The organism is Kitasatospora sp. NE20-6, from assembly GCF_045862635.1.
The window spans coordinates 95,255-116,124 of the sequence record NZ_BPRL01000022.1 but is presented as its reverse complement, the minus strand read 5'-3'; the positions used below and the strand labels follow the sequence as shown (position 1 = coordinate 116,124).

Here is a 20,870-nt window from a genome sequence, read left to right as displayed (position 1 = left end):
GGCCCCACCGGACGGTGGGGCCCCTCGACTTCGTGCTCGGCGCGACCGCGGACGCGACCTTCTCGTCGGCCCGGAGAAGCGCACCGGATGGGGGCGGCGGGGTGCCGCCCCCACCGGTGCGGGGGTGCGGATCAGATGATGGTCCGGCAGACCGTTCCGTTCAGCCTGAAGACCGTCGGGGACGGGTTGGCGCCGTTGTTGCCGCCGACGAAGCCGAAGTTGACGGAGTTGCCGCCGTTCGGCGCGAGCCGCGCGTTGTACTCGCCGTTGGTCACACGGACGTGCTGCCCCGTGCTGGTGATGTTGGCGTTCCACCACGAGGCGGCGGACTGACCGGTCGAGGGCCAGTCGAAGTCCAGCGTCCAGCCGTTGATGTCCGCCGGGCCGAGGTTGCTCACCACGACGTTGGAGACGAAGCCGTTGCCCCAGCCGGTGGTCACCTGGTACGAGACGGCGCAGGTGCTGTCGTTCGGTGTGCCGGTGGTGAAGGTCAGCGGGACGGAGGGCCGGGAGAGGCGCCCCGCCTGGTCCCGGGCCAGCACGTTGACCGTGTGCCGGGAGCCCGGCGGCAGGTTGTAGAGCGTGGCGGAGGTGCCGGTGGACGAACCGAGCAGCTGGATGGTGGTGCCGAGCTGCTCGTAGACCTCGTAGCGGTCCACCGAGCCGCTGGCGGCCGGCCAGTTCAGGGCGACGGTGCCCGCGCCCACCGCGGTGGTCCGCGGCGCACCGGGGGTGCCGACGGTGGCGGCGGACGAGCCGGTGCCGCTCTTCGGGTGCACGGTCAGCACGGTGATGGAGTACGGGGCCAGGGTCGCCGAGGCGGCGGTGGCGGTGCCGGTCGCGTCCACCAGGCCGTCGTCACCGGGCGCCCACCGCTGGACCGAGGGCGCCGCAGAGCCGGCGGTGAAGCCCTGGTACCGCAGGTCCACGGTGTGCTGGGCGGAGGAACTCTTGTTCAGCAGCAGAACGCTGAGGTCACCGTTGGCCCGGAGCACCGCGTGCGACGACACCTCGGCGCCGGAGGAGCCGGAGGCCACCATGCTGTCGCCCGGGTCGCTGAGGGCGCCCAGCGACTTGATGCCGTGGTACGGCGCGAACGGGGTGTTCACCGCAGGCTCGCAGACGCTGCCGGAGCAACTGCCGTTCGACAGCATGCCCATGTCGCCGTAGTCGGTCTCACCGCCCACGGTGGTGATGGCGCCTGCGCCGTTGTGGGTGTCCCACCAGTCCACGCTGAAGACGCCGTTCTCCAGCGCCGTGATCACGGCCTCCGCGGCGAACAGGCCGTTGGGGCGGCTGGTGAAGGCGCCGCCGCCGGAGTTGGAGTTCACCTCGGTCATCGCGATGCCGATGTTCGCGGAGTCGGCACCCGCGTACTGGTTCACCAGGTTGCGCACCTCGCGGAGCTCACCGGGCAACTGCTGTACGGCGGCCAGCGACTGGTCGCCGTTGCTGGTGTTGGGATACCAGTGGACGCTGACGAAGTCGATGTCGTGGGCGACGGCGGCGAGCACGGTGTGGTTCCAGTCGCCGGTGTCGCCGGCGGCCACCAGGCCGTCCGGCCAGTTGCCGGGCATGGTGAGCACCGCACCGATCTTGACGGTGGGGTCGACGGCCTTCATGGCCGCGGCGTACGCCTTGACCTCCCTGGCGTACTGGTCCGGCGTCTTGTCGGCGTGGACGTCGTTCTCCCAGCCGTTGCCGTAGACGCCGTTGCCGTAGATCTCGTTGCCGATCTCCCAGTACTTCGCCGCGTAGCCCTTGGTGACGTTGGCGTACCGGACCCAGTCCGCGGCCTCCTGGGCCGTGCCGGAGCCGTAGTTGGCGATCAGGATCGGCTGGGCGCCGGAGGCCTTCACGGTTCCCATGAAGGCGTCGAAGTCGGTGCCGGGGGCGACGTAACCGCCGGGTGCGGTGTTGTCGACCCAGTGGTAGATGTCGGAGTAGGAGCCGCCCGGGTAGCGCAGCGCGCCGATCCCGGCAGCCTTGTACAGGGAGACCACCTGGGGGTCGTTCATGAACGAGTCCCAGATGGCGGTGTTGGCGCCGAGCGCGGTGGAACTGACGGTGCCCAGGCCCGCGTTCGCGTTGACCGTGACCGTGGTGTCGCCGGTGGCGGCCGGGTCGGCCGCAACGGCGGGGGTGGACAGCGGCAGCGCCGCGGCCACCACGGCCAGGGCGGCCGAGGCCGTCACGGCGAGGGGGCGGCGGAGCCGGTCTGGTCTCTTGCGGAACAGCATGGGGGGTGTTCCTCCCGGGTGGGACGCCGGCCCGGGGCCACGCCGCGGAGCCGGACGATGGACGGGGAACTGTGCGGCGTACGGCGCCGCTTCAACCGTCGACGATGCGTGAGACGGGTGCCTTGGGAGCGCTCCCATGATGGGAGGGTGCGCCGGGCATGTCAATCTTCCTGACACGTTGAGACGCAGGATCGCACCGGTGGGCGCATCTCCGGTCCACCGCCGGGCTGTTGAGGCGTTCCCCGACCGCACCCGGTGCAGCATGAGCCCGCTGTCGTGGACCGGCGCGTCGGCCCGAAGGCCCTGCCCGTTCCTACGGCCTCCGAACCGGCCACGGGCCCGCTCGCCCTGCCGCCCTGTCGGCCTGTCGGGGGAGCGGGCCCGTGGCCCGATGTCGGAAGTCCGTGTCGGTCGCGTTCCCGGAACGGCGCTGCGGGTGATCGGCGGTCCACGTCCGTGCGGTCCGTGTGGTCCGTGCGGTCCACGTCCGTGTGGTCCGCGTGTCGTGTCACGGGCCGGTGGTGCCGGGCGTTTTCGCGTCCGCTCCGGGCGGTGTCATCCGTCCGCGGTGTCCTCGGCCTCCCAGCGCAGCAGGTCGCCCGGCTGGCACCCGAGCACCTCGCAGAGCGCGGCGAGCGTCGCGAAGCGCACCGCCTTGGCGCGGCCGTTCTTGAGTACCGCCAGGTTGGCGGGCGTGATTCCCACCCGGTCCGCGAGCTCGCCCACGGACATCTTCCGCCGGGCCAGCATCACGTCGATGTCGACGGCGATCGGCATCAGATCACCTCGTCCAACTCGGCCTGCATCTGCGTCGCTTCGACGTCGCGCGCGACGGCCTGGGTGAGCAGCATCCGCAGCACGAGCACCATGAGCGCGATCCCCAGGATGGCCACGCCGACCCCGCCCATGATGAGGGTGACGCCCGGGTCGTCCCGCTGGCCCGGCGCGTTGATGGCCGTGACCGCGAACCACACGAGGGCGGCCGACACGATCGCGCCGATCACGACATCCACGTACCGGAAGGCGGCGTGGGAGAACACCGTTCCGCGTCGCACCATCGCGAGCAGCCGCCATACGCAGACCAGGGCGACCTGGACCGACACCATGCCCAGGATCGTGACCACGCGCAGCGGGGTCAGCGGGAGCGACCCGTCCTCCGGGTCGTTCCCGCTGACCAGCGCCCACACCATCGATGCCTGTACGAACACGGTGCCGGCGAGCACCACCGCGAGCACGGCGCGCAGCGCGCGCACTGTCAGTTTTCCCATGATCCATCCTTCAATCGAGTTGCGATGGAAATCTATCGAACTTCGATAGGTCGGGCAAGGGTCGGGATGGGGCGGGTGATGCTGCGGTGCACCTCCGGTTCGGGCGGGTGGGGGGTGGTTCGGCGCTGCCGGCGGTGCGGGAGGGGCGGGGTGCGGTCGGGCGTGCCGACGTCCTGGCGGTGTCCGGCGGCGTCCGCCGGTGGTTCGACCGGGGCCCGTACGCTGGCGATTGGTCCAGACCTATTGACGGGCCTGGCGGCTCCTCCTACGATCCGGTCCGGCACAGCCTCACATGTCCCCACCTCACCCAGAGCCGGGCGTCACGCCCCCACGCGCCGGTCCTGTCCATGGCGCTCGGCGGGAGGAGCACAGCATGTTCCGTCGTAGGTCGCGCACTTCACGTCCGTCGGGCGATGTCCGCCCCTGTCCGGATCCCGGCCGCCTCGAAGGCGACCGGGCCGGGAACGAGCCGCTCCGAGCACCTCGCCCGCAGAGGGTGACGGTGGAACGCGCAGCGCGGGTGAACCGGGCCAGCCGTACCGGGCACGGACCGACCGTCCTGAGGCGCTCGCTCGCCGGGGTGAGCGCCGCCGCCGTCATCGGCGCCGGCATCGCCGTGGCCGGCACCGTCACGGCCGGGGCCGCCACCACCAACCTGGTGGCCAACTCCGGTTTCGAGAGCGGACTCTCCGGCTGGACCTGCTCCGGTGGTTCCGGCGCGGCCGTCAGCAGTCCGGTCCACTCCGGCGCCTCCGCGCTCAGGGCCGCACCGACCGGCCAGGACAACGCCCAGTGCACCCAGACCATCAGCGTGCAGCCCAACTCCCAGTACACGCTGAGCGCGTACGTCCAGGGCAGCTACGTCTACCTGGGCGCCACCGGCACCGGACTCACCAGCGCCCCGTCCACCTGGACGCCGAACAGCCCGTCGTACAGCCAGCTCAGCGTCAGCTTCACCACCGGGGCCAGCACCACCTCGGTGACCGTCTACGTGCACGGCTGGTACGGGCAGCCCACGTACTACGCGGACGACGTGTCGCTCACCGGCCCCGGCGGCAGCAGCCCCTCGCCGACCGCCAGCCCGTCGACGAGTGCGTCGCCGACCGCGAGCCCGTCGACCAGCACGTCGCCGAGCAGCAGCCCGTCGACCAGCGCTTCGCCGAGCACCAGCCCGTCGGGCGGCACCTGTGCCACGAAGCCCAAGCCGTCGGGCAAGGTCCTGCAGGGATACTGGGAGAACTGGGACGGCGCCTCGAACGGCGTCCACCCCGGCATGGGCTGGGTGCCCATCACGGACAGCCGGATCGCCGCGCACGGCTACAACGTCATCAACGCCGCCTTCCCGGTGATCCTCTCGGACGGCACCGTCCTGTGGCAGGACGGCATGGACGCCGGCGTCAAGGTCTCGACCCCCGCCGAGATGTGCCAGGCCAAGGCGGCCGGGGCGACGCTCCTGATGTCGATCGGCGGCGCCGCCGCGGGTATCGACCTGAGCTCCAGCACCGTTGCCGACAAGTTCGTGGCGACCGTCGTCCCGATCCTCAAGCAGTACAACTTCGACGGCATCGACATCGACATCGAGACCGGCCTGTCCGGGAGCGGCAACATCGCCACGCTGTCCGCCTCCCAGTCCAACCTGATCCGCATCATCGACGGCGTGCTCGCGCAGATGCCGGCGGGCTTCGGCCTCACCATGGCTCCCGAAACCGCGTACGTCACCGGTGGAAGCGTCACCTACGGGTCGATCTGGGGCGCCTACCTGCCGATCATCAAGAAGTACGCCGACAACGGCCGTCTGTGGTGGCTGAACATGCAGTACTACAACGGCAGCATGTACGGCTGCTCCGGCGACTCCTACTCCGCCGGCACCGTCCAGGGCTTCACCGCGCAGACCACGTGCCTGAACAACGGCCTGGTCATCCAGGGCACCACCATCAAGGTGCCGTACGACAAGCAGGTTCCCGGCCTGCCGGCCCAGTCCGGCGCGGGCGGCGGCTACATGGCGCCGAGCCTGGTCAGCCAGTCGTGGAACGCCTTCGGTGGTTCGCTGAAGGGGCTCATGACGTGGTCGATCAACTGGGACGGCTCCAAGGGCTGGACCTTCGGCGACAACGTCAAGTCGCTCCAGGGCCGTTGATGTCCCGCTGACGTCCCGCGCCCCGGTGCACCGTTTCCAGCCGGTGCCGGTGCCGGTCGCCGACCGGCACCGGGCCTGGGTCCGGGCCCGGGGCGCGCAGTTCCGCGGCGGTCGTTCCACCGTGCGGGCACGGTGGTCGCTGCCCACCCCCGCCGTGGGGGGGGGGGGGGGGGGGGGCCCGGGCCCCCCCCGCCCCCCCCACGACCGACGGCCCGGGCGGCCCGTCCTGTCGCCCGGCAGCCCGGCAGCCCGGCCGCCCTGGAGCCCTGGCGCCCTGCGATTCAGCGCAGTCCGGCGAAGAGGTCGTTCTCGGGCACGGTGGCGCCGGTGGTGTCCTGGACCCGTACGAAGGTCTCCACGCCCATCAGTTCGGTGAACTTCTCCTTGCCCATCTTCAGGAAGAAGATGTTCTCGCCCTGGCTGGCGTGCGCGGCGAGCGCGTCGAACTTCTGGCCGCCGAACTCGGTGGTGTCCACCCAGGTGCTGATCTCCTCGTCGGGGAGTCCGATCTCGGGCATCGCGGCGGCTTCCGCCGGATCCGGCTCCTCCCAGTCCGCGCCGAACTCCCGCATGACCTCGCCGAACCGCTGCATCATCGAGCGCGGTGCGGTCGTCCAGTACACCTTCGGGGTCAGCCCGGTCATGGCCAGCGCCGCCGTCGTGATGCGGTTCGCCTGGATGTGGTCGGGGTGGCCGTAGAACCCGTTCTCGTCGTAGGTCACGACCACGTCGGGCCGGTAGTGCCGCAGCAGGTCGGCGAGGCGGGCTGCGCCCTCCTCCACGGGCGTCCGCCAGAACGATCCGGGCGCGTCGTTGGCCGGCCAGCCCATCATTCCGGAGTCGGCGTACTCCAGCAGCTCCAGGTGACGGATGTTCAGCACCTCGCAGCTCGCCGTGAGTTCCTGACGGCGCATCGCGACGACAGCCGCCGGATCGTGCCCGGGCTCGCCCGGCTTGACACCTCCCGGTCCGTCACCGCACCTGCCGTCGGTACACGTGACGAGGACCGTGCGAATGCCCTCGGCCGCGTACCGCGCCAGGACACCTCCGGTTCCGGTGGCCTCGTCGTCGGGGTGGGCGTGCACTGCCATCAGCGTCAAGGGCCGTTCAACCATGAAAACCATCCTCCGGTGCGAAATGTGCTCCGGCCTCAGTCTGCGGCAGGCGGCGAGGCGATCGCTCGCAATATCGGGGTGATCGGGCACACGGTGGCCGAGGGAATACACGGGTGGTCCGGCGAATCCTGCGGAGTGGGGCGACCTGCCTCCTCCGCCTCCTCCTCCCCGCGCAGCTCGGACGGCGTGCCTGCGGCCCGCCCCGGGTTTCGGCGCGGGCGTGGCGAAGGCCCTGCTCGGCACCCGCCCGTCGTACGAGCTGATGCGGGACTGCGACACCCTGCTGGTGATCGGCTCCGGTTTCCCGTACTCGCAGTTCCTGCCGGAGTTCGGGCAGGCGCGTGCCGTGCAGGTCGACGCCGACCCGTCGATGGTGGGCCTCCGGTACCCGTTCGAGGTCGATGTCGTCGGTGATGCCGGGGAGACGCTGAAGCGGCTGATCCCGCTGCTGCACCGCAAGGACGACCGTGCCCGGCGGGACACGGTGGAGGAGAACACCGCCCGCTGGCGGCAGGCCCTGGCCTCCGACCGCCCGTACGTCGTCGACCTCCGCACCGACCCGGCCGTACCGCCGATCCCGCCGCACGCCTCGCCCGACCGGATCGCCGCGGCCGCCTCCGCCGTCGTGCACGGCGACAGCGACCGCGGCTCGATGCTGAAGCAGGGCTTCAAGGCGGAGATCCAGGAGTTCCTGCCCGGCGGGGGCGACGGGTGACAGCGGACGGGCCCGGCCGGGCCGGTTGGATGTCGCGCCCGGAGGGCAGACGCGCGGATGGCAACGACTGCAGGACCTGTCGACGCGGAAGGAGACCGTGGTGAGCAAGGTGAAGGAGTCCATCGATGTGGATGTCCCGCTGCACAACGTCTACGACCAGTGGACGCAGTTCGAGGACTTCCCGCGCTTCATGGACGGTGTGGAGGAGGTCCGCCAGACGGACGACCGGCACTGCCACTGGACGACGAAGGTCGCCGGTGCCCGCCGCGAGTTCGACACCGAGATCGTCGACCAGCTCCCCGACGAGCGGATCGCCTGGCGCACGGTGGGAGGAGACCTCCGGCAGATGGGTGTCGTGACGTTCCAGCGCCTGGACGACGACCACACCCGGGTGAGCCTGGCCATGGAATTCGAGCCGCACGGCCTGGCCGAGAAGGCCGGCAGCATGCTCGGCGTCCCCGACCGGCAGGTCAAGGGAGACCTCAGGCGGTTCAAGGGCTTCATCGAGGAGCGCGGCCGGTCGACCGGCGCGTGGCGCGGTCGGCTGACACCGGGCGGCGGCCCCGCCGACGGTGTCGGCGGCAGCCCCGCGGGCCCCGCGGGCGCGCCGGTGCGTGAGCAGCCGCAGGCCCGGATGACCGGGGAGGGGGCGCCGCCCCCGCCCGCGGACCCGGACGACATGCAGCACGGCTGATCCCGCCCGATCCCGTCCGGACGGCCGGGCGGGCGGCGCCGTAGGACGGGCGCCGCCCGCCGGGCCCCGGCCCGCTACCACCTGCCGGACCCGCCACCCCACCGACCCGCCCCCCCCATCGCCCGGGAGGGACACCGGCATGGCCGCGTTCGGCTACTTCTCTCCTGAGAGGAGTTCACCCCCGCCCAGCTGCTCGACCAGGCCCGGCGTGCCGCGGACGCCGGATTCACCCGCCTGGCGATCTCCGACCACTACCACCCCTGGAACGGCGCGCAGGGCAGCAGCCCCTTCGTCCGGTCGGTGATCGGCGCGCTGTCCCAGAGCGTCGACCTGCCCGTGACCACCCTCGTGACACGTCCGACCGTGCGGTTGCACCCGGCCGTCACCGCGCAGGCCGCCGCAACCTCCGGCGTGCTGCTGAACGGCCGCTTCACGCTGGGCGTCGGCACCGGCGAGGCCCTCAACGAGCATGTGCACGGCGATCGCTGGCCCTCCTCCGCCGAGCGGGCCGACATGCTGGAGGAGGCCGTGGAGGTGATACGTGACCTCTTCACGGGTGAAGAGGTCTCCCACCGCGGCCGCCACTGCACCGTGGACAACGCCCGCCTCTGCACGACGCCGACGACCTCACCGGCCTCCCCACGGTCCGGCCCATTGGGCGGAACCCGCCGGGGGCGTGTTCCCGGCCGTCGCGGACAGAAGCGGGAAGACCGGACACCACGACAGGGAGGCAGCACGGTGAAGGACACCGACCCGGAGTTCGACCGCGAGCGCGCCCACAGGAAGTCCCGCGACCTGTCGGACCTCAAGGACGAGACCGACGAGAAGAACGACGAACACATCGAGCGGGTGCGGCGTGACCAGGCCGGTGCCGGTGATCCCGACACCGACCGGCAGGGCGGCAGCCGGTCGCCGGAGTCGGAACCGGGACCGGAACCGGGACCGGAACCGGGACCGGGACCGGGACCGGATAACGACTGATCCGTCGGAGCGGGCTGCCACCCCGGGTCCGCCGGGCTCCTCGAACCCCCACGGGGTGACCACCTGCTGGGCCCGGCGCAGCCGGTCGGACGGGAACCGGGCCCACCCGCCCGGGCGCTGCCGGCCCGGCCCGGTCGGTGCCGGCGCTGGTGCCGGTGCCGTGCGCCGCTCCGGTGCAGGGCTGCCGCGGCGTCCGCACGCCAGGCCCGTACGCCCCCGGCCGGAGGCGGGTGTGCGAGGACAGCTCCCGCAGGGCGAGCGACAGCCTGAGGACGTCCTGGGCCATCCGGTCCAGCTGCTCCCGTGCCCGGAGCCGGGCCGACTCGCCCGTCTGTGGCATTTGTGTGACGCGTGACCGCCGCCCTCCCGGGTAGGCGCGTCCCGTCGGGCGCTCGCTCCCCGGCCGGGGAGCCCGGTGACCGCGTACGCCGTACGGGCCACGCGGTCGTGCGCCCGTGGCCCGTCCGATCACCCCGTCGCCGACGCGGCAGGCGCAGCCCACGGAGAACGCGTGATGTCTTCCCACACCCTGACCCAGCCCCTGAACATCTACCTCAACGACCACCTCACCGGCGCGTTCGGCGGCGCTGCTCTCGCCCGCCGCATGGCGGACACCCACGCCGACGACAGCCGCGCGGCCGAGTTGCGCACCCTGGCCCGGCAGGTGGAGGAGGACCGCGACGCCCTGGTGCGGATCATGAAGCGCCTCGCCGTGCCAGTGCACCGCTACCGCACCTGGATCGGCCTTGGCGCCGAGCGGATCGGGCGGCTCAAGCCCAACGGGACGCTCGTCCACCGCTCGCCCCTGTCCGACCTGGTCGAGCTGGAGGCGATGCGTACCGGGGTCGAGGGCAAGGCCGCGCTGTGGAGAGCCATGCGCGCCGTCGCCGAGCGGGATCCGCGCCTGGACATGGCGGAGCTGGACCGGCTGGCCCGGCGTGCCGACGACCAGGCACGCATCCTGACCGGCTGGCACCGTGAGGTCAGCGCCGAGGTGCTCACCCCGGACGGTGCGGGGTCCGGTGCGGGGTCCGGCCGCCGTGCCGACTCCGTGCCGGGCCGGTGACCGTCCGGCCGTCCCCGGGCGGGTGCTCGCCGGACCCGATCCGGTGGGCACCGCTCCCCCGGGGCCGCAGCGTCAGCAGGCGACGAGCCGGCCCGCAGCCCGCCGTAGCCCGTCCCGCGGCCGGTAGCCCGCCGCCGGTAGCCCGTGGGCCGGTAGCTCGCGGCCCGCGGAACGTTCTGGTCAGCGAGCGGTGGGCGTCAGTGCGACAACGGGGATGCGCCGTCCGGCCCGCTCCTGGAATCCGGCGAAGTAGGGCGTGTGCTCCAGCTGCCGGACCCACAGGCGTTCACGCTCCGCGCCCTCGACCTCGGCCGCCGTCACCCCGTACGTCTCGGTGCCCACCTCGACTCCGGCGGCCGGGTCGGCCAGCAGGTTGTGGTACCAGGCGGGGTGATTCTCCCTGCCGCCGTTGGCGGCGAAGACCACGAGCCGCTCTCCGTCCCGTAGGTAGGTCATGGGCATCGTTCGTGGTTGCCCGCTGCGGGCACCGGTGGTGGTCAGCAGCAGGAGGGGCACCTCCTCGAAGTCACCGCCGACGACTCCGCCGGCGGACCGGAACTCGTCGATCACCAGCTGATTGCGCTGCAGACGTTCCGACATGGCTGTCAGTCCCTTCTGGTCCCCGGGGTCTCGTCGCCCTGACGGTCGGGTGTGGTCGAAGTCCGGCGTGACGAACTGTCGGTCGCCGGGATTCTCTGCGACCGACCAAAGCCCGTCGGGGCCGGAGGTGTGTTGGATCGCTCCTCGGCCGATCCGCCAGGGCCGGAGCTTCTCGGGGTTTCGCACCGCCCAGATGGACCTGATCCGGTCGCCCGCGATCTCGAACGCGAACACGGTCACGATGCTGCCGTCCTGCCGCGCCGCCAAACCGGGCAGGCCGTTGACCGTGCACTCCAGGAACGTCGTGCGATCGCCCGCCACCCGCGCGATCTCGGCGTAGGCACGTGCGATCTGCTCACCGCCCACGATCGGGTGCAGGTGGGTGACGGCCAGCCCGCCGCCGTCGGCGGTCGCGGTGGCGTCGGGGTCGAGCAGGCCGATCAGGGCGTCGATGTCCTTCGCCTCCCACGCCGCTCTGAACCGCCTGACGATGCCGGCCTGCCCGGCACCCGGGCCAGCCGGGACCTGCGCCGTGCGGATGCGACGGCGGGCGGACGAGGCCAGTTGGCGGCACGCCGCCGGAGTGCGGCCGACGATCCCGGCGACCTCGCCGAAGGGGTAGCGGAAGACGTCGTGCAGCACGAACGCGACGCGCTCGGCCGGGGTCATCGAATCGAGGACGACCAGGAAGGCCATCGTCACCGACTCGTCGAGGGTGACCCGATCGGCAGGGTCGGTCACGCCGGCCCCGGAGCGTCCGGCGATCCACTCCGTGGGCTCGGGCAGCGGTTCCGGGATCCAGTCGCCCACGTACGTCTCCCGCCTGGCCCGTGCCGAGCCGAGCAGGTTCAGGCAGATGCGGCCGGCGACCGTCACCGACCAGGCGCCGGGTGACGCGATGGCCTGCTGCTCCCGTGCGGACATGGCGCACCAGCGGGCGCAGGTCTCCTGCACGACGTCCTCGGCGTCGGCGAGGGATCCCAGGAGCCGATAGGCGAGGTTGATCAGCATGCGCCGCTCACTCATGATCGCGCCGAGGCCCGGACCGCCCCGATCGTCACCGGGTTCGGCTCTGGTGGTCATGGTCCCCACGTCTCCCTCGCTCGCTTCCGTACCTCTACCCGGTACGACAGGACAGCGCACCGGAATGTGAGGCCGACGCGCCGCCTCACATTCCGGTGCGCTGCGTGGTCGTACCGGTGAGGACGACGACACGAGGGAGAGGGAACTCCGATGAACGACTTCCAGGCCATCGCGGACCGCGTGGAGATCGAGGCGCTGCGCGGCGAGTTCACCGACGCGGCGATGATGCGCGACCGGCCCCGGCTGGCGTCGCTGTTCACACCGGACGGTGTCCTGCGGATGCCGAACATCCCCGTCGAGCAGGTCGGCCGCGAGGAGATACGTGCCGGCGGCGAGCGGCTGCAGAGCCAGTGGGACTTCTTCGTCCAGACCACGCACCCCGGCACGATCCGGCTCGACGGCGACACCGCGACCGGCCGCGCCTACATCCAGGAACTCGCGCGCGCCCTCGACGGACGCCAGGGCCTGAACTACGCCGTCTACCACGACCGCTACCGGCGCACCGCGGAGGGCTGGAGGTTCGCCGAGCGGGTGTACGAGGTCAGGTACCTCGACACCTCCCCACTGACGGGCACGGCGCCCCGCACTGAGCAGGGCTCCGCGACAGGCCCGGCGGCTGTCACGGCGGTTGTCACGGCCACCACGGCTCCCGCCGCATCCTTCACCGCCCCGGCACCGGCCGAGCGGCTGGAGCGGACGGCCGCCGCACTGCGTGCCAACGGCTTCGCCACCGAGATCCTCGACGACGCCGCGGCCGCGCGCGCCCGCATCAGGGACCTGCTCCCCGAGGGCGCCTGCGTGCTCACCGGAGCCAGCGAGACCCTCCGCCTGTCCGGCATCGACGAGGACATCAACACCGGCGACCGGTACGACGCCGTCAGGCCGCGCGTCCTCGCCATCGACCGTGCCACCGGCGCCGACGAGATCCGACGGCTGCTCGCCGGCCCCGAGTACGTCGTCAACAGCGTCGCCGCGGTCACCGAGACCGGCACGCTCGTCCTCGCCTCGGGCAGCGGCAGCCAGCTCCCCGCCAACGCGGGCGGCGCCGCCCACGCGATCTGGATCGTCGGCGCCCAGAAGGTGGTGCCCGACCTGGAAACGGCACTGCGCCGCGTCGAGGAACACGCCCTCCCGCTGGAGAACATCCGCGCCCAGGCCGTGTACGGCAGGCCCAGCGCCGTCAACCGCCTGCTCGTCCTCAACGCCGAACCCCACCCGGGACGCGGCACCGTGCTGCTCCTCCGGGAGGCCGTCGGATACTGACGGCTCGCCTGGAGGGCTTGTTGGCAAGCGTGCTGACTGCAAGTCAGGGTCGAGTCGGTGGCCAGGGGATGTCAGTGCCGTGTGTGAGCATCTGCGCGACCGAAGCCGTCGTTCTCGTCGTGGAAGGAAGCGCCGCCATGGTCGCTTGGCCCGGAGCCATCCAAGCCGTCACCCTGTTCGTGGAGGATCTCGGGAAGGCGAGGGAGTTCTATCGGGACGTGTTCGAACTCCCCGTCCACTTCGAGGACGAGAACTCGGCCGTCTTCCTGTTCGGCGGGACCATGGTCAACCTGCTGGCGGTCACGTCCGCCCCCGGGCTCGTGGCTCCCGCCCCCGTCGCCTCCCCGGACCAGGGCGTGCGCGCGCAGTTCACGCTGGGGGTCGCGGACGTGGACCAGGTGTGCCGGCGCCTGGCCGACCGAGGCGTCGGTCTGCTCAACGGACCCGTGGACCGGCCCTGGGGAGTCCGCACGGCGAGCTTCCGCGATCCGGGCGGCCACATCTGGGAGATCGCCGCTCCCGACGCACCGGGCCGCGCCGACGCGTAGGACCGTCGGCGGGAGGGAGCGGGCCCCTCCGGGGCTGCGGTCCGCATGCCACCGGCGGAAACGGGCACACGCCCAGGGGGGGGCACAGCCCGCGACGCCGGCGGAAGCGGAGAGACGATGAGCGCCAGGCCCGAAATCGAACCGATGCTGCGCGGCATCACCGAAGCCGTCCACGACCACGACGACCACGTCCTGCGCCGTCTCCTGGGCCGCCTCGCCGAACAGGCCACCACCGACGACCTCTACGCCCTGCGCGACGCACTGCCCCGGCTGCGCCGGGCCACCGGGCCGTCCCCCTCGTGGCCCGACCGCGTCTCGAAGTGACGGGGCGGCCCGGCCCGTCGGCCCGCCCCCTCTTCCCGGGGTGCGGAGACGCCGTGATCGGCCACGGCCGTGTCAGGCGCAGTCGTGGCAGATCTGCCGCTTGTCGTCGGTGAGGGCGAGCCTGCTGCGGTGGTGGACGAGGTAGCAGGCGGTGCAGGCGAACTCGTCCTGCTGCTTGGGGAGCACCGCGACGGTGAGTTCCTCGCCGGTCAGGTCCGCGCCGGGCAGCTCCAGGGCGTTGTCGGCCTCAAGCTGGTCGACGACGTCGATGCTGGAGGCCTTCGTGGTGGTACGGGTGGCCTTCAGCGTGCGGAGGCCGTCGTCGAGCTGGTCGTCCTCGCTCGTACGCGGCGCGTCGAAATCGGTGGCCACTGGGGATCCCCTTGCTGAAGTTCGCGGTGGGTGCGGTGACCCGCAACGGGTGTCTTGTACCCGCTGCGGCGGATGTCACCTGCCCGATCAGAGCACAGCTGCGGACAGGGTGCCCGGCAGGCGCGACGGTCCGGAGCCCCGCGGCCGCGCCCCGGCCCGGATTCCCGCCGGTGAGGCGGGGCCGGAGCCGACGACCGCATCCTCCGGGACCGGCAGCCCGCACCGTCGCGGGGCGGTCACGCCCAGGTGGCCCGCAGCTCGTCCCGGTGGGCGGCGAGCCAGGTCGCGAAGGACTGCAGGGCGGGGTCGAGTTCGCGTACGGCGTCGAGGTCCCGGGCTGCGACGAACCCCTCCTCGCAGTCCGCGTAGTACTGGAACATGTTCCCGGCCTCGTCCGCGCCCGGGAAGCCGAGTGCGCGGAAGGCGTCCGGGGTCAGGGGGCGGTAGTGGACCGGGACACCGACGGCCTCGGTGAGGGCCGTCGCCATGTCGGCGAGCCGCAGGTGCTCGCCCGCGATGCTGACGGTGGCACCGATGAGATCGGTGCCGCGTTCCAGGACGGCCAGTGCCGTCCTGCCGATGTCGTCGACCGCGATGCCGGCCAGCCGGCTGTTCCCCATCGGGAAGCTGAGCTGGAGTGCGCCGTCCTCGCCGCGCTGGGGGCCGAAAGCCCCGAGCAGGTTCTCCCAGTAGAAGGTGGCCCGCAGGTAGGTGGTGGGGACGCCTGCGTCGGCGAAGTAGTGGTCGGCCTCCGCCTTCGCGTCGAAGTGCGGCACCTTGTAGGAGCCCTGCAGGGTGGGCATCCGGGGGTCGTCGAGCGGGATGCACGCGCGGGTGTCCTCCAGCGTGGACCAGACCGCGTGCTGCACGCCCGCATGGCCCGCGGCGTCCGCCAGGGCGCGGGCCTGGGCCTTCTCGCGTTCGGCGGACATGTGCTCCCAGAAGTTGGTCACCAGGAAGGCTCCGTACGCGCCGTCGAAAGCGGCTCCGAGACCTGCGGCGTCGTCCGCGTCGGCCCGGACCACCTGAGCGCCGAGCCGCTGGAGTTCGCGCGCACGGTCCGAATCGGGGTGGCGGGTGACGGCGCGGACGGCGAAGGGGCTGCTCCCGTCCGTGAGCACCGCCCGGGCCAGAGCACCGCCCTGCTGCCCGGTCGCCCCGAACACCGTGATGATCTTCTTGTCCTCCACAGGACCTCCTCTGCTCGGTACGGTCGCCTCCAGCGCACAGCAGGTCGGCGCTTCCGGCAAACCGGACGCCGCGACCGCGGCCGCACCGGGCGTCCCGGTTCCGGACCCGGCACGCGCCGGTCGGGCGCCCGGCCGACGCACGCGGGCGGAGCGGTGTCCGCCGGTCGCGCGGGGCACGCGCCGCCGGTCGCGGCCGGAACCCGGCCCCGGCGGATCGGAGGAGTTCGTGCAGGAGCCGGCCGACTGAGCCCGACCCGGCCGTCCCACCGAAGCCACCGACCCGTACGAGCCACCGCCCCGTACGCGCGCCTCGCCAGGTGTCCGGAGCAGGTCGCTCGGAGCAGGTCGCGCGGAGCAGGCCGCTCGCGACGAGCGCGCCGTGCGGGAGGCGTGGAGAGTCGTGGAGAGGCGGCTGCCTCCCAGCCGTTTCGCGCGCGGGCCCGCTCCTGCAGCGGTGGGTCAGCGGTGGGTTGTGGGAACGCAACCGGGATAGAGTGCTAGGCCGAGGGCGGGGCAGAGGAGCTGGGGTGAGGACAGCACACGGTGTGACAACACTCGATCCGGTCGATCTCGGTGACCACGTCTGTTGGATGGTCGAGCCGGGGGAGGACACGAGCGGCCCGGCGCGGTCCTTCGTGGCCGACGGCGAGCTGTTCGGTGACATGGTGCTGGTGCTCGGCGACACGGAGGGGGCGCATCGCGGCCCGGTGTCCTGGGAGTCGCTCCTCAGCGAGGTCAGCCGGGGTACCGAACGCGCTGACCGGGAGGGTTTCCGTGCCCTGCGCGTGCTGGCGGACATGTCCGGTCTGGCCGCCGCCGAGGTCCGCCCCGAGATTCTGGCCCGGCACGAGCTGAGGCTGGATGCCCTCGCTGCCGACCGCGGCGCGATCCTCGTATGCGTGTATGCCCGTGCGGCGCTGACATCGGAAGCCGTCGACCAGGCGGCCGGAGTACATCCGCACCATCTGGGCAGAGGACCGGTCGCTCCGGCGTTCCGGCTCTTCAGTTCGCCGCGGGACCGTTGGAGCGTCAGCGGTGTCGTCGACAGCGAGGGCGCCGAGTCCTTCCGTACCGCCCTCGGCGAGCTCCTGACGCTGGCGCCGGTGCTGCACCTGGAATGCGGAGAGCTGGAATTCATGGACAGTGCCGGGCTGACCGTCTTGGCGCGGGCCGCCAGGGGGTTGCCGAACCGCAGGATCGAGCTCCATCACGCCAACGCGACGCTCCGCCGCAGCTGGTCGCTGCTCGGGTTCGAAAGCCCCGAGATCCCCGTGGAGCTGAAGCAGTGAACCACCCCGACATCGCTTCCGCCCCCGCCCCCTCCGCTGAGACGGGACTGCGCCACGTTCTGTTCCCCTACGCGGACGAGGAGCACTTTCTGACCGGAGCGCTCTCGTTCGTGGAGCACGCCCTGGGCGCGGGCGAGACGGTCGTGGTCGCCGTCTCGGCCCCGCGGGAACAGCTGATGCGCGAGGCGCTGGCCGGCGCGGGCACCTCGGACCGCGTGTCGTTCCTCGGCACCGGCGGGCTGGGCGGCAACCCTGGCCGCCTCATCCCTGCGTGGCAGGCCTGGATCGGGAAGGTCGCCCAGGCGGGCCGGCCGGTCCGCGCCATCAGTGAGAACCGGTGGGCCGACCGCACCACGGCCGAGACCGCCGAGCTGCGCTACCACGAGTGGCTGCTCAACCGGGCGTTCGCCGAGTCCCCGGTCTGGTGGCTGCTCTGCCCCTTCGACACCGCTTCCGTACCGGACGGAACCCTGGAGGCGCTGGGACGCTGCCATCCTCTGGTGCTCGGGTCGGACGGTCCGGTACCAGCAGTCGACTACAGCGAGGAACCCTACGCCTTCGAGGTCCTCGGCGACCCCTGTGACCCGGACGAGGAACTGATCTTCTCGGCCGGGGCGCTCACCTCGGTCCGCGAGCGGGTCACCGCATGCGCCACGCGTCACGGTTTCACGGGCGACCGACTGCGGGACCTGCTGCTCGCCGTCACCGAGGTCGCCGGCAACAGCATCAAGTACGCGGGTGGCGGAACCCTGCGCACCTGGGCGGAGGAAGGCCGGATGGTCTGCGAGTTCCGTGACGGCGGGTACATCCAGGACCCGCTGGCCGGTCGGGTCAGGCCGACGATGGACCAGGTCGGCGGCCGGGGCCTCTGGCTCGTCCAGCAGATGTGCGACCTCGTCCAGATCCGTACCGACGTGAAGAGCGGCACCGTCGTCCGCCTCACGATGAGTGCTGACGGCGGCTGAGGTCGCACCGCCCCCGCCGAGTCCGGGTCCGGGTCCGGGTCCGCCCGGGCGTTCAGGCCTGCGGGAGGTCCCCCGCGAGGTCCCGGGAGGGCCGACCGGCCCACCGCGCAGCTGGGGCACCGGGCCCGATGCGCTGATCGCTTCCCGGTGACGACGGTCTCGTTCAGGGCGCCTCCGTGCGGTTCGGCGGGCGGGGCTCCGCCGGCGGCGCCGTGGCCCCCGGTTCGCCGGTGCCGTCCGGCTCGTCGTCGGGCCAGGTGCGGGTGTCCCTGGGCTGGACGTAGGGTTCCTCGCCCTCGGGGAGGCCGCCCCGGGTGGCGCGTTCGCGGGCGAGTTCGGCGTCGAACTCCAGGCCGAGGAGGATCGCCAGGTTGGAGATCCACAGCCAGACGAGGAAGACGACGACGCCGGCCAGGGTGCCGTAGGTCTTGTTGTAGGAGGCGAAGTTGGCGACGTACAGCGCGAAGCCGGCGGAGGCCGCCATCCACAGCAGGACCGCGAGCAGACTGCCCGGGGAGATCCACCGGAAGCCGCGGCCACGGACGTTGGGGGCCGCCCAGTAGAGCAGGGAGACCATCAGGGTGACGAGGACGACCAGGAGGGGCCACTTGACGACCGACCACACGGTGAGGCCGGTGTCCCCGATGCCCAGGGCGTGCCCGGCGCGGTCGGCGAGCGGGCCGGTGAAGACGACGATCAGTGCGCTCGCCGCCAGGAGCAGCAGGAGGAGCAGCGTCAGTCCCAGGCGCAGCGGTGTGACCTTCCAGACCGGGCGGCCCTCGCGGATGTCGTACACGGCGTTCGCGGAGCGGATGAACGCCGCGACGTAGCCGGAGGCGGACCACAGGGCTGCGGCCAGGCCGACGACCAGCAGGAGGGTGCTCGTGCCGCCGTTGTCCTGGAGCTGTTCGACGGCGTCGTGCAGGATGTCGCGGGCCGGGCCCGGGGTGAGCTCCTGCAGGTTGTTCAGGAGGGCGTCGGTCGCCGACCGGCCGGCGACACCGAGCACGGAGACCAGGACGAGCAGCGCGGGGAAGATCGCCAGCACGCCGTAGTAGGTCAGGGCGGCGGCGCGGTCGGTCAGTTCGTCGTCGAGGAACTCCTGGCCGGTGCGGCGCAGCACCGCCCACCAGGACCGGCGGGGCAGGTCGCTCGGGGCGTCCGGCGCGTTCTTCTCCACCTGCGGGCCGGGGCCGGGCGACGGCGTGTCGTGGTCGTCTCCGAGGGGGTGCTTGCGGGGGGATGGGGAGTTCATGACGGGCGTCTGCCCGTTCGGCCGGGCGAATCACCCGATGCCGGGACTCCGCGGTGCGCGGTCGGCGGGGGGTGCCGCGGGCCTGTGCGCCGCCGGTCCGCCGTGCAGGCCGGGACCGGCTGCCGACGGCCTCAGCGGGCGTCCAGCCGGGGGAAGACGAACTCGTCCAGGGCCAGGCCGACGGCCACCGCGACCGGTACCGCGACGAGGGCGCCGATGATGCCCAGGAGCACCCCGCCGACCAGGACGGCGAGGACCGTGACGAAGGGGTGCACGTCGACTGCGTACTGCATGGTGCGCGGCATGATCAGGTAGTCCTCCAGCACGCGGAACCCGATGTAGAACGCGGCGGTGGCGATGGCGACCGGCCACGAGACGGCCAGAGCCACCAGGCTGACGACGATCCCGGCGATGGTGGATCCGACGACGGGCACCAGGTCCATCAGAGCCACGAACACCCCCAGCGCGGCGGCGTACGGCACTCCGACCACCGCGCACCACACGAAGGTCGCCAGGCCGGCGACGGCCGACGTGAAGAGGTTGCCCAGCATGTAGCGGCCGGTCCGGGCCAGGATCTCCTCGGTGAGTTCCCGGGTCCGGTCCCGTCGGCTGCCGACGACGAACCGGTAGCAGAACTCCTCGGTCGCCGGCAGGCCGGCCATGAAGTACAGCGTCAGGGTGATCACGACGACCAGCGAGGTGACCGTGTCGAGCACGAGTCGGCCTGCGCCCAGCACGCCGCCGACGACGCCCCCGCCCGAGCCGAGCGCCTGCTTCGCCTTGTCGACCACGTGGTAGTGGTCCTCGATCCGTCCGAGGGCGGACTGGTGGTCGTGCACCTGCTGGAGCCAGACCGGCACCGCGTCCGCCAGTACGGTGATCTCCCGGCTCAGCGGTGGGATGACCAGGGCGAGGAAACCCCCGACCAGCGCGCAGAACATGCCGAGCACCACGGCCACCGCCCAGCCCCGGCGCAGTCGGCGACGCATCAGGATCCCCACCACGGGTTCCAGGCTGACCGCGATGAAGGCCGCCAGCACCGTCAGCGTCAGCACCTGCTCCAGCCTCACCAGTTGCCGGAACAGGAACCAGCCCAGCAGCGCACCCAGGGACAGTCGCAGTCCGGCCGAGAACCAGGGCACCACGCCCTCCCGGAGCCCCCGGCCGGGGCGGGCGCTCCGACCGCCCGTGGGGAGGGCCTCGGGCGCGGGCGTGGGCGCGGCAGCCGGAGCCAGGTCGTCCGGGACCAGGAAATAGCGCCTGGCTCCGTCGGACGCCAGGGTGCTCAGTATGCGCAACCTCGACGACTTCATGCCGGATACCGTCCTTCCTCCTCCGGGGCCGCTTCGAGCCGCTGTGCATTCGAGCCGCTGTGCATCTGCCCCGCTTCGGCGGCGGGACGCGGCGACGGTGCCGTGGAGCCGGTCCGGGCCCGGACGCAGGACGCCCCGCACGGTGCCCGGCGCTCTTCGGCGACGGGGGTGCGGGGCGGCGTGCCGGGGGCGCGGCCTGGTGCCGACACCGTGCGGTGCGGTGCGATGGGATGTGGCGCCGGGCGACGCGGTACGGGCTCAGGTCACCAGCGGTACCAGCGGTGACGGCTGCCGGAGGAGTGGGTGCCGCGGGCGACGAATCCGAGCAGCCAGACGGCCAGGACGATGACCGCCACCCACCACAGGGCCTTGAGGGCGAAGCCCGCGCCGAAGAGAACGAGGGCGAGGAGGAGAACGAGTATCAGCGGAAGCACGGTGGATCCCTTCGTCCG

The 20,870-nt window shown here is 72.2% G+C and carries 16 protein-coding genes and 6 pseudogenes; 11 read left to right on the top strand and 11 right to left on the bottom strand.

Annotated features, from left to right (window positions below; genetic code table 11):
- Positions 1-131: 131 nt before the first annotated feature.
- From SNE206_RS19295 to SNE206_RS19285, 3 genes are all read right to left on the bottom strand, one after another.
- Positions 132-2,240, bottom strand: coding sequence for a cellulose binding domain-containing protein (locus SNE206_RS19295; RefSeq protein ID WP_407914653.1), 2,109 nt, complete (start codon positions 2,238-2,240; stop codon positions 132-134).
- 555 nt (positions 2,241-2,795) lie between these two features.
- On the bottom strand, positions 2,796-3,017 hold the full coding sequence (locus tag SNE206_RS19290) for a helix-turn-helix domain-containing protein (RefSeq protein WP_407914652.1): 222 nt from the start codon (positions 3,015-3,017) through the stop codon (positions 2,796-2,798).
- A complete protein-coding gene (locus tag SNE206_RS19285; RefSeq protein ID WP_407914651.1) occupies positions 3,017-3,508 on the bottom strand; it encodes a DUF2975 domain-containing protein in 492 nt (163 codons plus the stop codon). The genes SNE206_RS19290 and SNE206_RS19285 overlap by 1 nt, the downstream gene beginning before the upstream one ends.
- A gap of 292 nt (positions 3,509-3,800) precedes the next feature.
- On the opposite strand from SNE206_RS19285, the pseudogene SNE206_RS19280 reads away from it, so the two are divergent.
- Together SNE206_RS19280 and SNE206_RS19275 are read left to right on the top strand one after the other, a co-directional pair.
- A pseudogene (locus SNE206_RS19280) lies at positions 3,801-4,451 on the top strand (carbohydrate binding domain-containing protein); the annotation flags it as partial.
- A gap of 90 nt (positions 4,452-4,541) precedes the next feature.
- The gene (locus tag SNE206_RS19275; RefSeq protein ID WP_407914684.1) at positions 4,542-5,645 is read left to right on the top strand and encodes a chitinase; all 1,104 of its coding nucleotides are present in this window, start codon (positions 4,542-4,544) and stop codon (positions 5,643-5,645) included.
- 281 nt (positions 5,646-5,926) lie between these two features.
- Here the strand turns inward: SNE206_RS19275 and SNE206_RS19270 are convergent, their stop codons facing one another.
- Positions 5,927-6,760: a PIG-L family deacetylase gene (locus SNE206_RS19270; RefSeq protein WP_407914650.1), complete on the bottom strand. Its 834-nt coding sequence runs from the start codon at positions 6,758-6,760 to the stop codon at positions 5,927-5,929.
- A gap of 169 nt (positions 6,761-6,929) precedes the next feature.
- On the opposite strand from SNE206_RS19270, the pseudogene SNE206_RS19265 reads away from it, so the two are divergent.
- The 4 genes and pseudogenes from SNE206_RS19265 to SNE206_RS19250 all read left to right on the top strand — a co-directional run.
- Positions 6,930-7,475, top strand: a pseudogene (locus SNE206_RS19265) (hypothetical protein); the annotation flags it as partial.
- Positions 7,476-7,575: 100 nt separating this feature from the next.
- Positions 7,576-8,031, top strand: a pseudogene (locus SNE206_RS19260) (SRPBCC family protein); the annotation flags it as partial.
- Between the two features lie 277 nt (positions 8,032-8,308).
- A pseudogene (locus SNE206_RS19255) lies at positions 8,309-8,790 on the top strand (TIGR03557 family F420-dependent LLM class oxidoreductase); the annotation flags it as partial.
- Between the two features lie 874 nt (positions 8,791-9,664).
- Complete coding sequence (locus SNE206_RS19250; protein ID WP_407914649.1) at positions 9,665-10,216, top strand: hypothetical protein; 552 nt, start codon at positions 9,665-9,667, stop codon at positions 10,214-10,216.
- Positions 10,217-10,396: 180 nt separating this feature from the next.
- On the opposite strand, the pseudogene SNE206_RS19245 reads toward SNE206_RS19250, so the two are convergent.
- Positions 10,397-10,768: pseudogene (locus tag SNE206_RS19245) on the bottom strand (nitroreductase family deazaflavin-dependent oxidoreductase); the annotation flags it as partial.
- Positions 10,769-10,966: 198 nt separating this feature from the next.
- A pseudogene (gene sigJ / locus SNE206_RS19240) lies at positions 10,967-11,899 on the bottom strand (RNA polymerase sigma factor SigJ); the annotation flags it as partial.
- 150 nt (positions 11,900-12,049) lie between these two features.
- Between sigJ and SNE206_RS19235 the strand changes: the two are divergent.
- The 3 genes from SNE206_RS19235 to SNE206_RS19225 all read left to right on the top strand — a co-directional run bounded on the left by SNE206_RS19235 (position 12,050) and on the right by SNE206_RS19225 (position 14,034).
- Complete coding sequence (locus SNE206_RS19235; RefSeq protein WP_407914648.1) at positions 12,050-13,162, top strand: LUD domain-containing protein; 1,113 nt, start codon at positions 12,050-12,052, stop codon at positions 13,160-13,162.
- Between the two features lie 137 nt (positions 13,163-13,299).
- Positions 13,300-13,710: a VOC family protein gene (locus SNE206_RS19230; protein ID WP_407914647.1), complete on the top strand. Its 411-nt coding sequence runs from the start codon at positions 13,300-13,302 to the stop codon at positions 13,708-13,710.
- A gap of 117 nt (positions 13,711-13,827) precedes the next feature.
- A complete protein-coding gene (locus SNE206_RS19225; RefSeq protein ID WP_407914646.1) occupies positions 13,828-14,034 on the top strand; it encodes a hypothetical protein in 207 nt (68 codons plus the stop codon).
- A 72-nt stretch (positions 14,035-14,106) separates the two neighbouring features.
- On the opposite strand, the gene SNE206_RS19220 is transcribed toward SNE206_RS19225, so the two are convergent.
- Positions 14,107-14,406: a DUF4193 domain-containing protein gene (locus SNE206_RS19220; RefSeq protein WP_407914645.1), complete on the bottom strand. Its 300-nt coding sequence runs from the start codon at positions 14,404-14,406 to the stop codon at positions 14,107-14,109.
- A 236-nt stretch (positions 14,407-14,642) separates the two neighbouring features.
- Complete coding sequence (locus SNE206_RS19215) at positions 14,643-15,596, bottom strand: NmrA/HSCARG family protein (protein WP_407914644.1); 954 nt, start codon at positions 15,594-15,596, stop codon at positions 14,643-14,645.
- 545 nt (positions 15,597-16,141) lie between these two features.
- Here SNE206_RS19215 and SNE206_RS19210 point away from each other — a divergent pair.
- On the top strand, positions 16,142-16,885 hold the full coding sequence (locus SNE206_RS19210; protein WP_407914643.1) for an MEDS domain-containing protein: 744 nt from the start codon (positions 16,142-16,144) through the stop codon (positions 16,883-16,885).
- Positions 16,882-17,850, top strand: coding sequence for an anti-sigma factor RsbA family regulatory protein (locus SNE206_RS19205; protein ID WP_407914642.1), 969 nt, complete (start codon positions 16,882-16,884; stop codon positions 17,848-17,850). The genes SNE206_RS19210 and SNE206_RS19205 overlap by 4 nt, the downstream gene beginning before the upstream one ends.
- A gap of 163 nt (positions 17,851-18,013) precedes the next feature.
- On the opposite strand, the gene SNE206_RS19200 is transcribed toward SNE206_RS19205, so the two are convergent.
- From SNE206_RS19200 to SNE206_RS19190, 3 genes are all read right to left on the bottom strand, one after another.
- Positions 18,014-19,105: a YihY/virulence factor BrkB family protein gene (locus tag SNE206_RS19200; RefSeq protein ID WP_407914641.1), complete on the bottom strand. Its 1,092-nt coding sequence runs from the start codon at positions 19,103-19,105 to the stop codon at positions 18,014-18,016.
- A 131-nt stretch (positions 19,106-19,236) separates the two neighbouring features.
- The gene (locus SNE206_RS19195; RefSeq protein WP_407914640.1) at positions 19,237-20,418 is read right to left on the bottom strand and encodes an AI-2E family transporter; all 1,182 of its coding nucleotides are present in this window, start codon (positions 20,416-20,418) and stop codon (positions 19,237-19,239) included.
- A 263-nt stretch (positions 20,419-20,681) separates the two neighbouring features.
- Positions 20,682-20,852 (bottom strand): hydrophobic protein, encoded by a 171-nt coding sequence (locus SNE206_RS19190; RefSeq protein ID WP_407914639.1) that lies wholly within the window; start codon positions 20,850-20,852, stop codon positions 20,682-20,684.
- Positions 20,853-20,870: the final 18 nt, after the last annotated feature.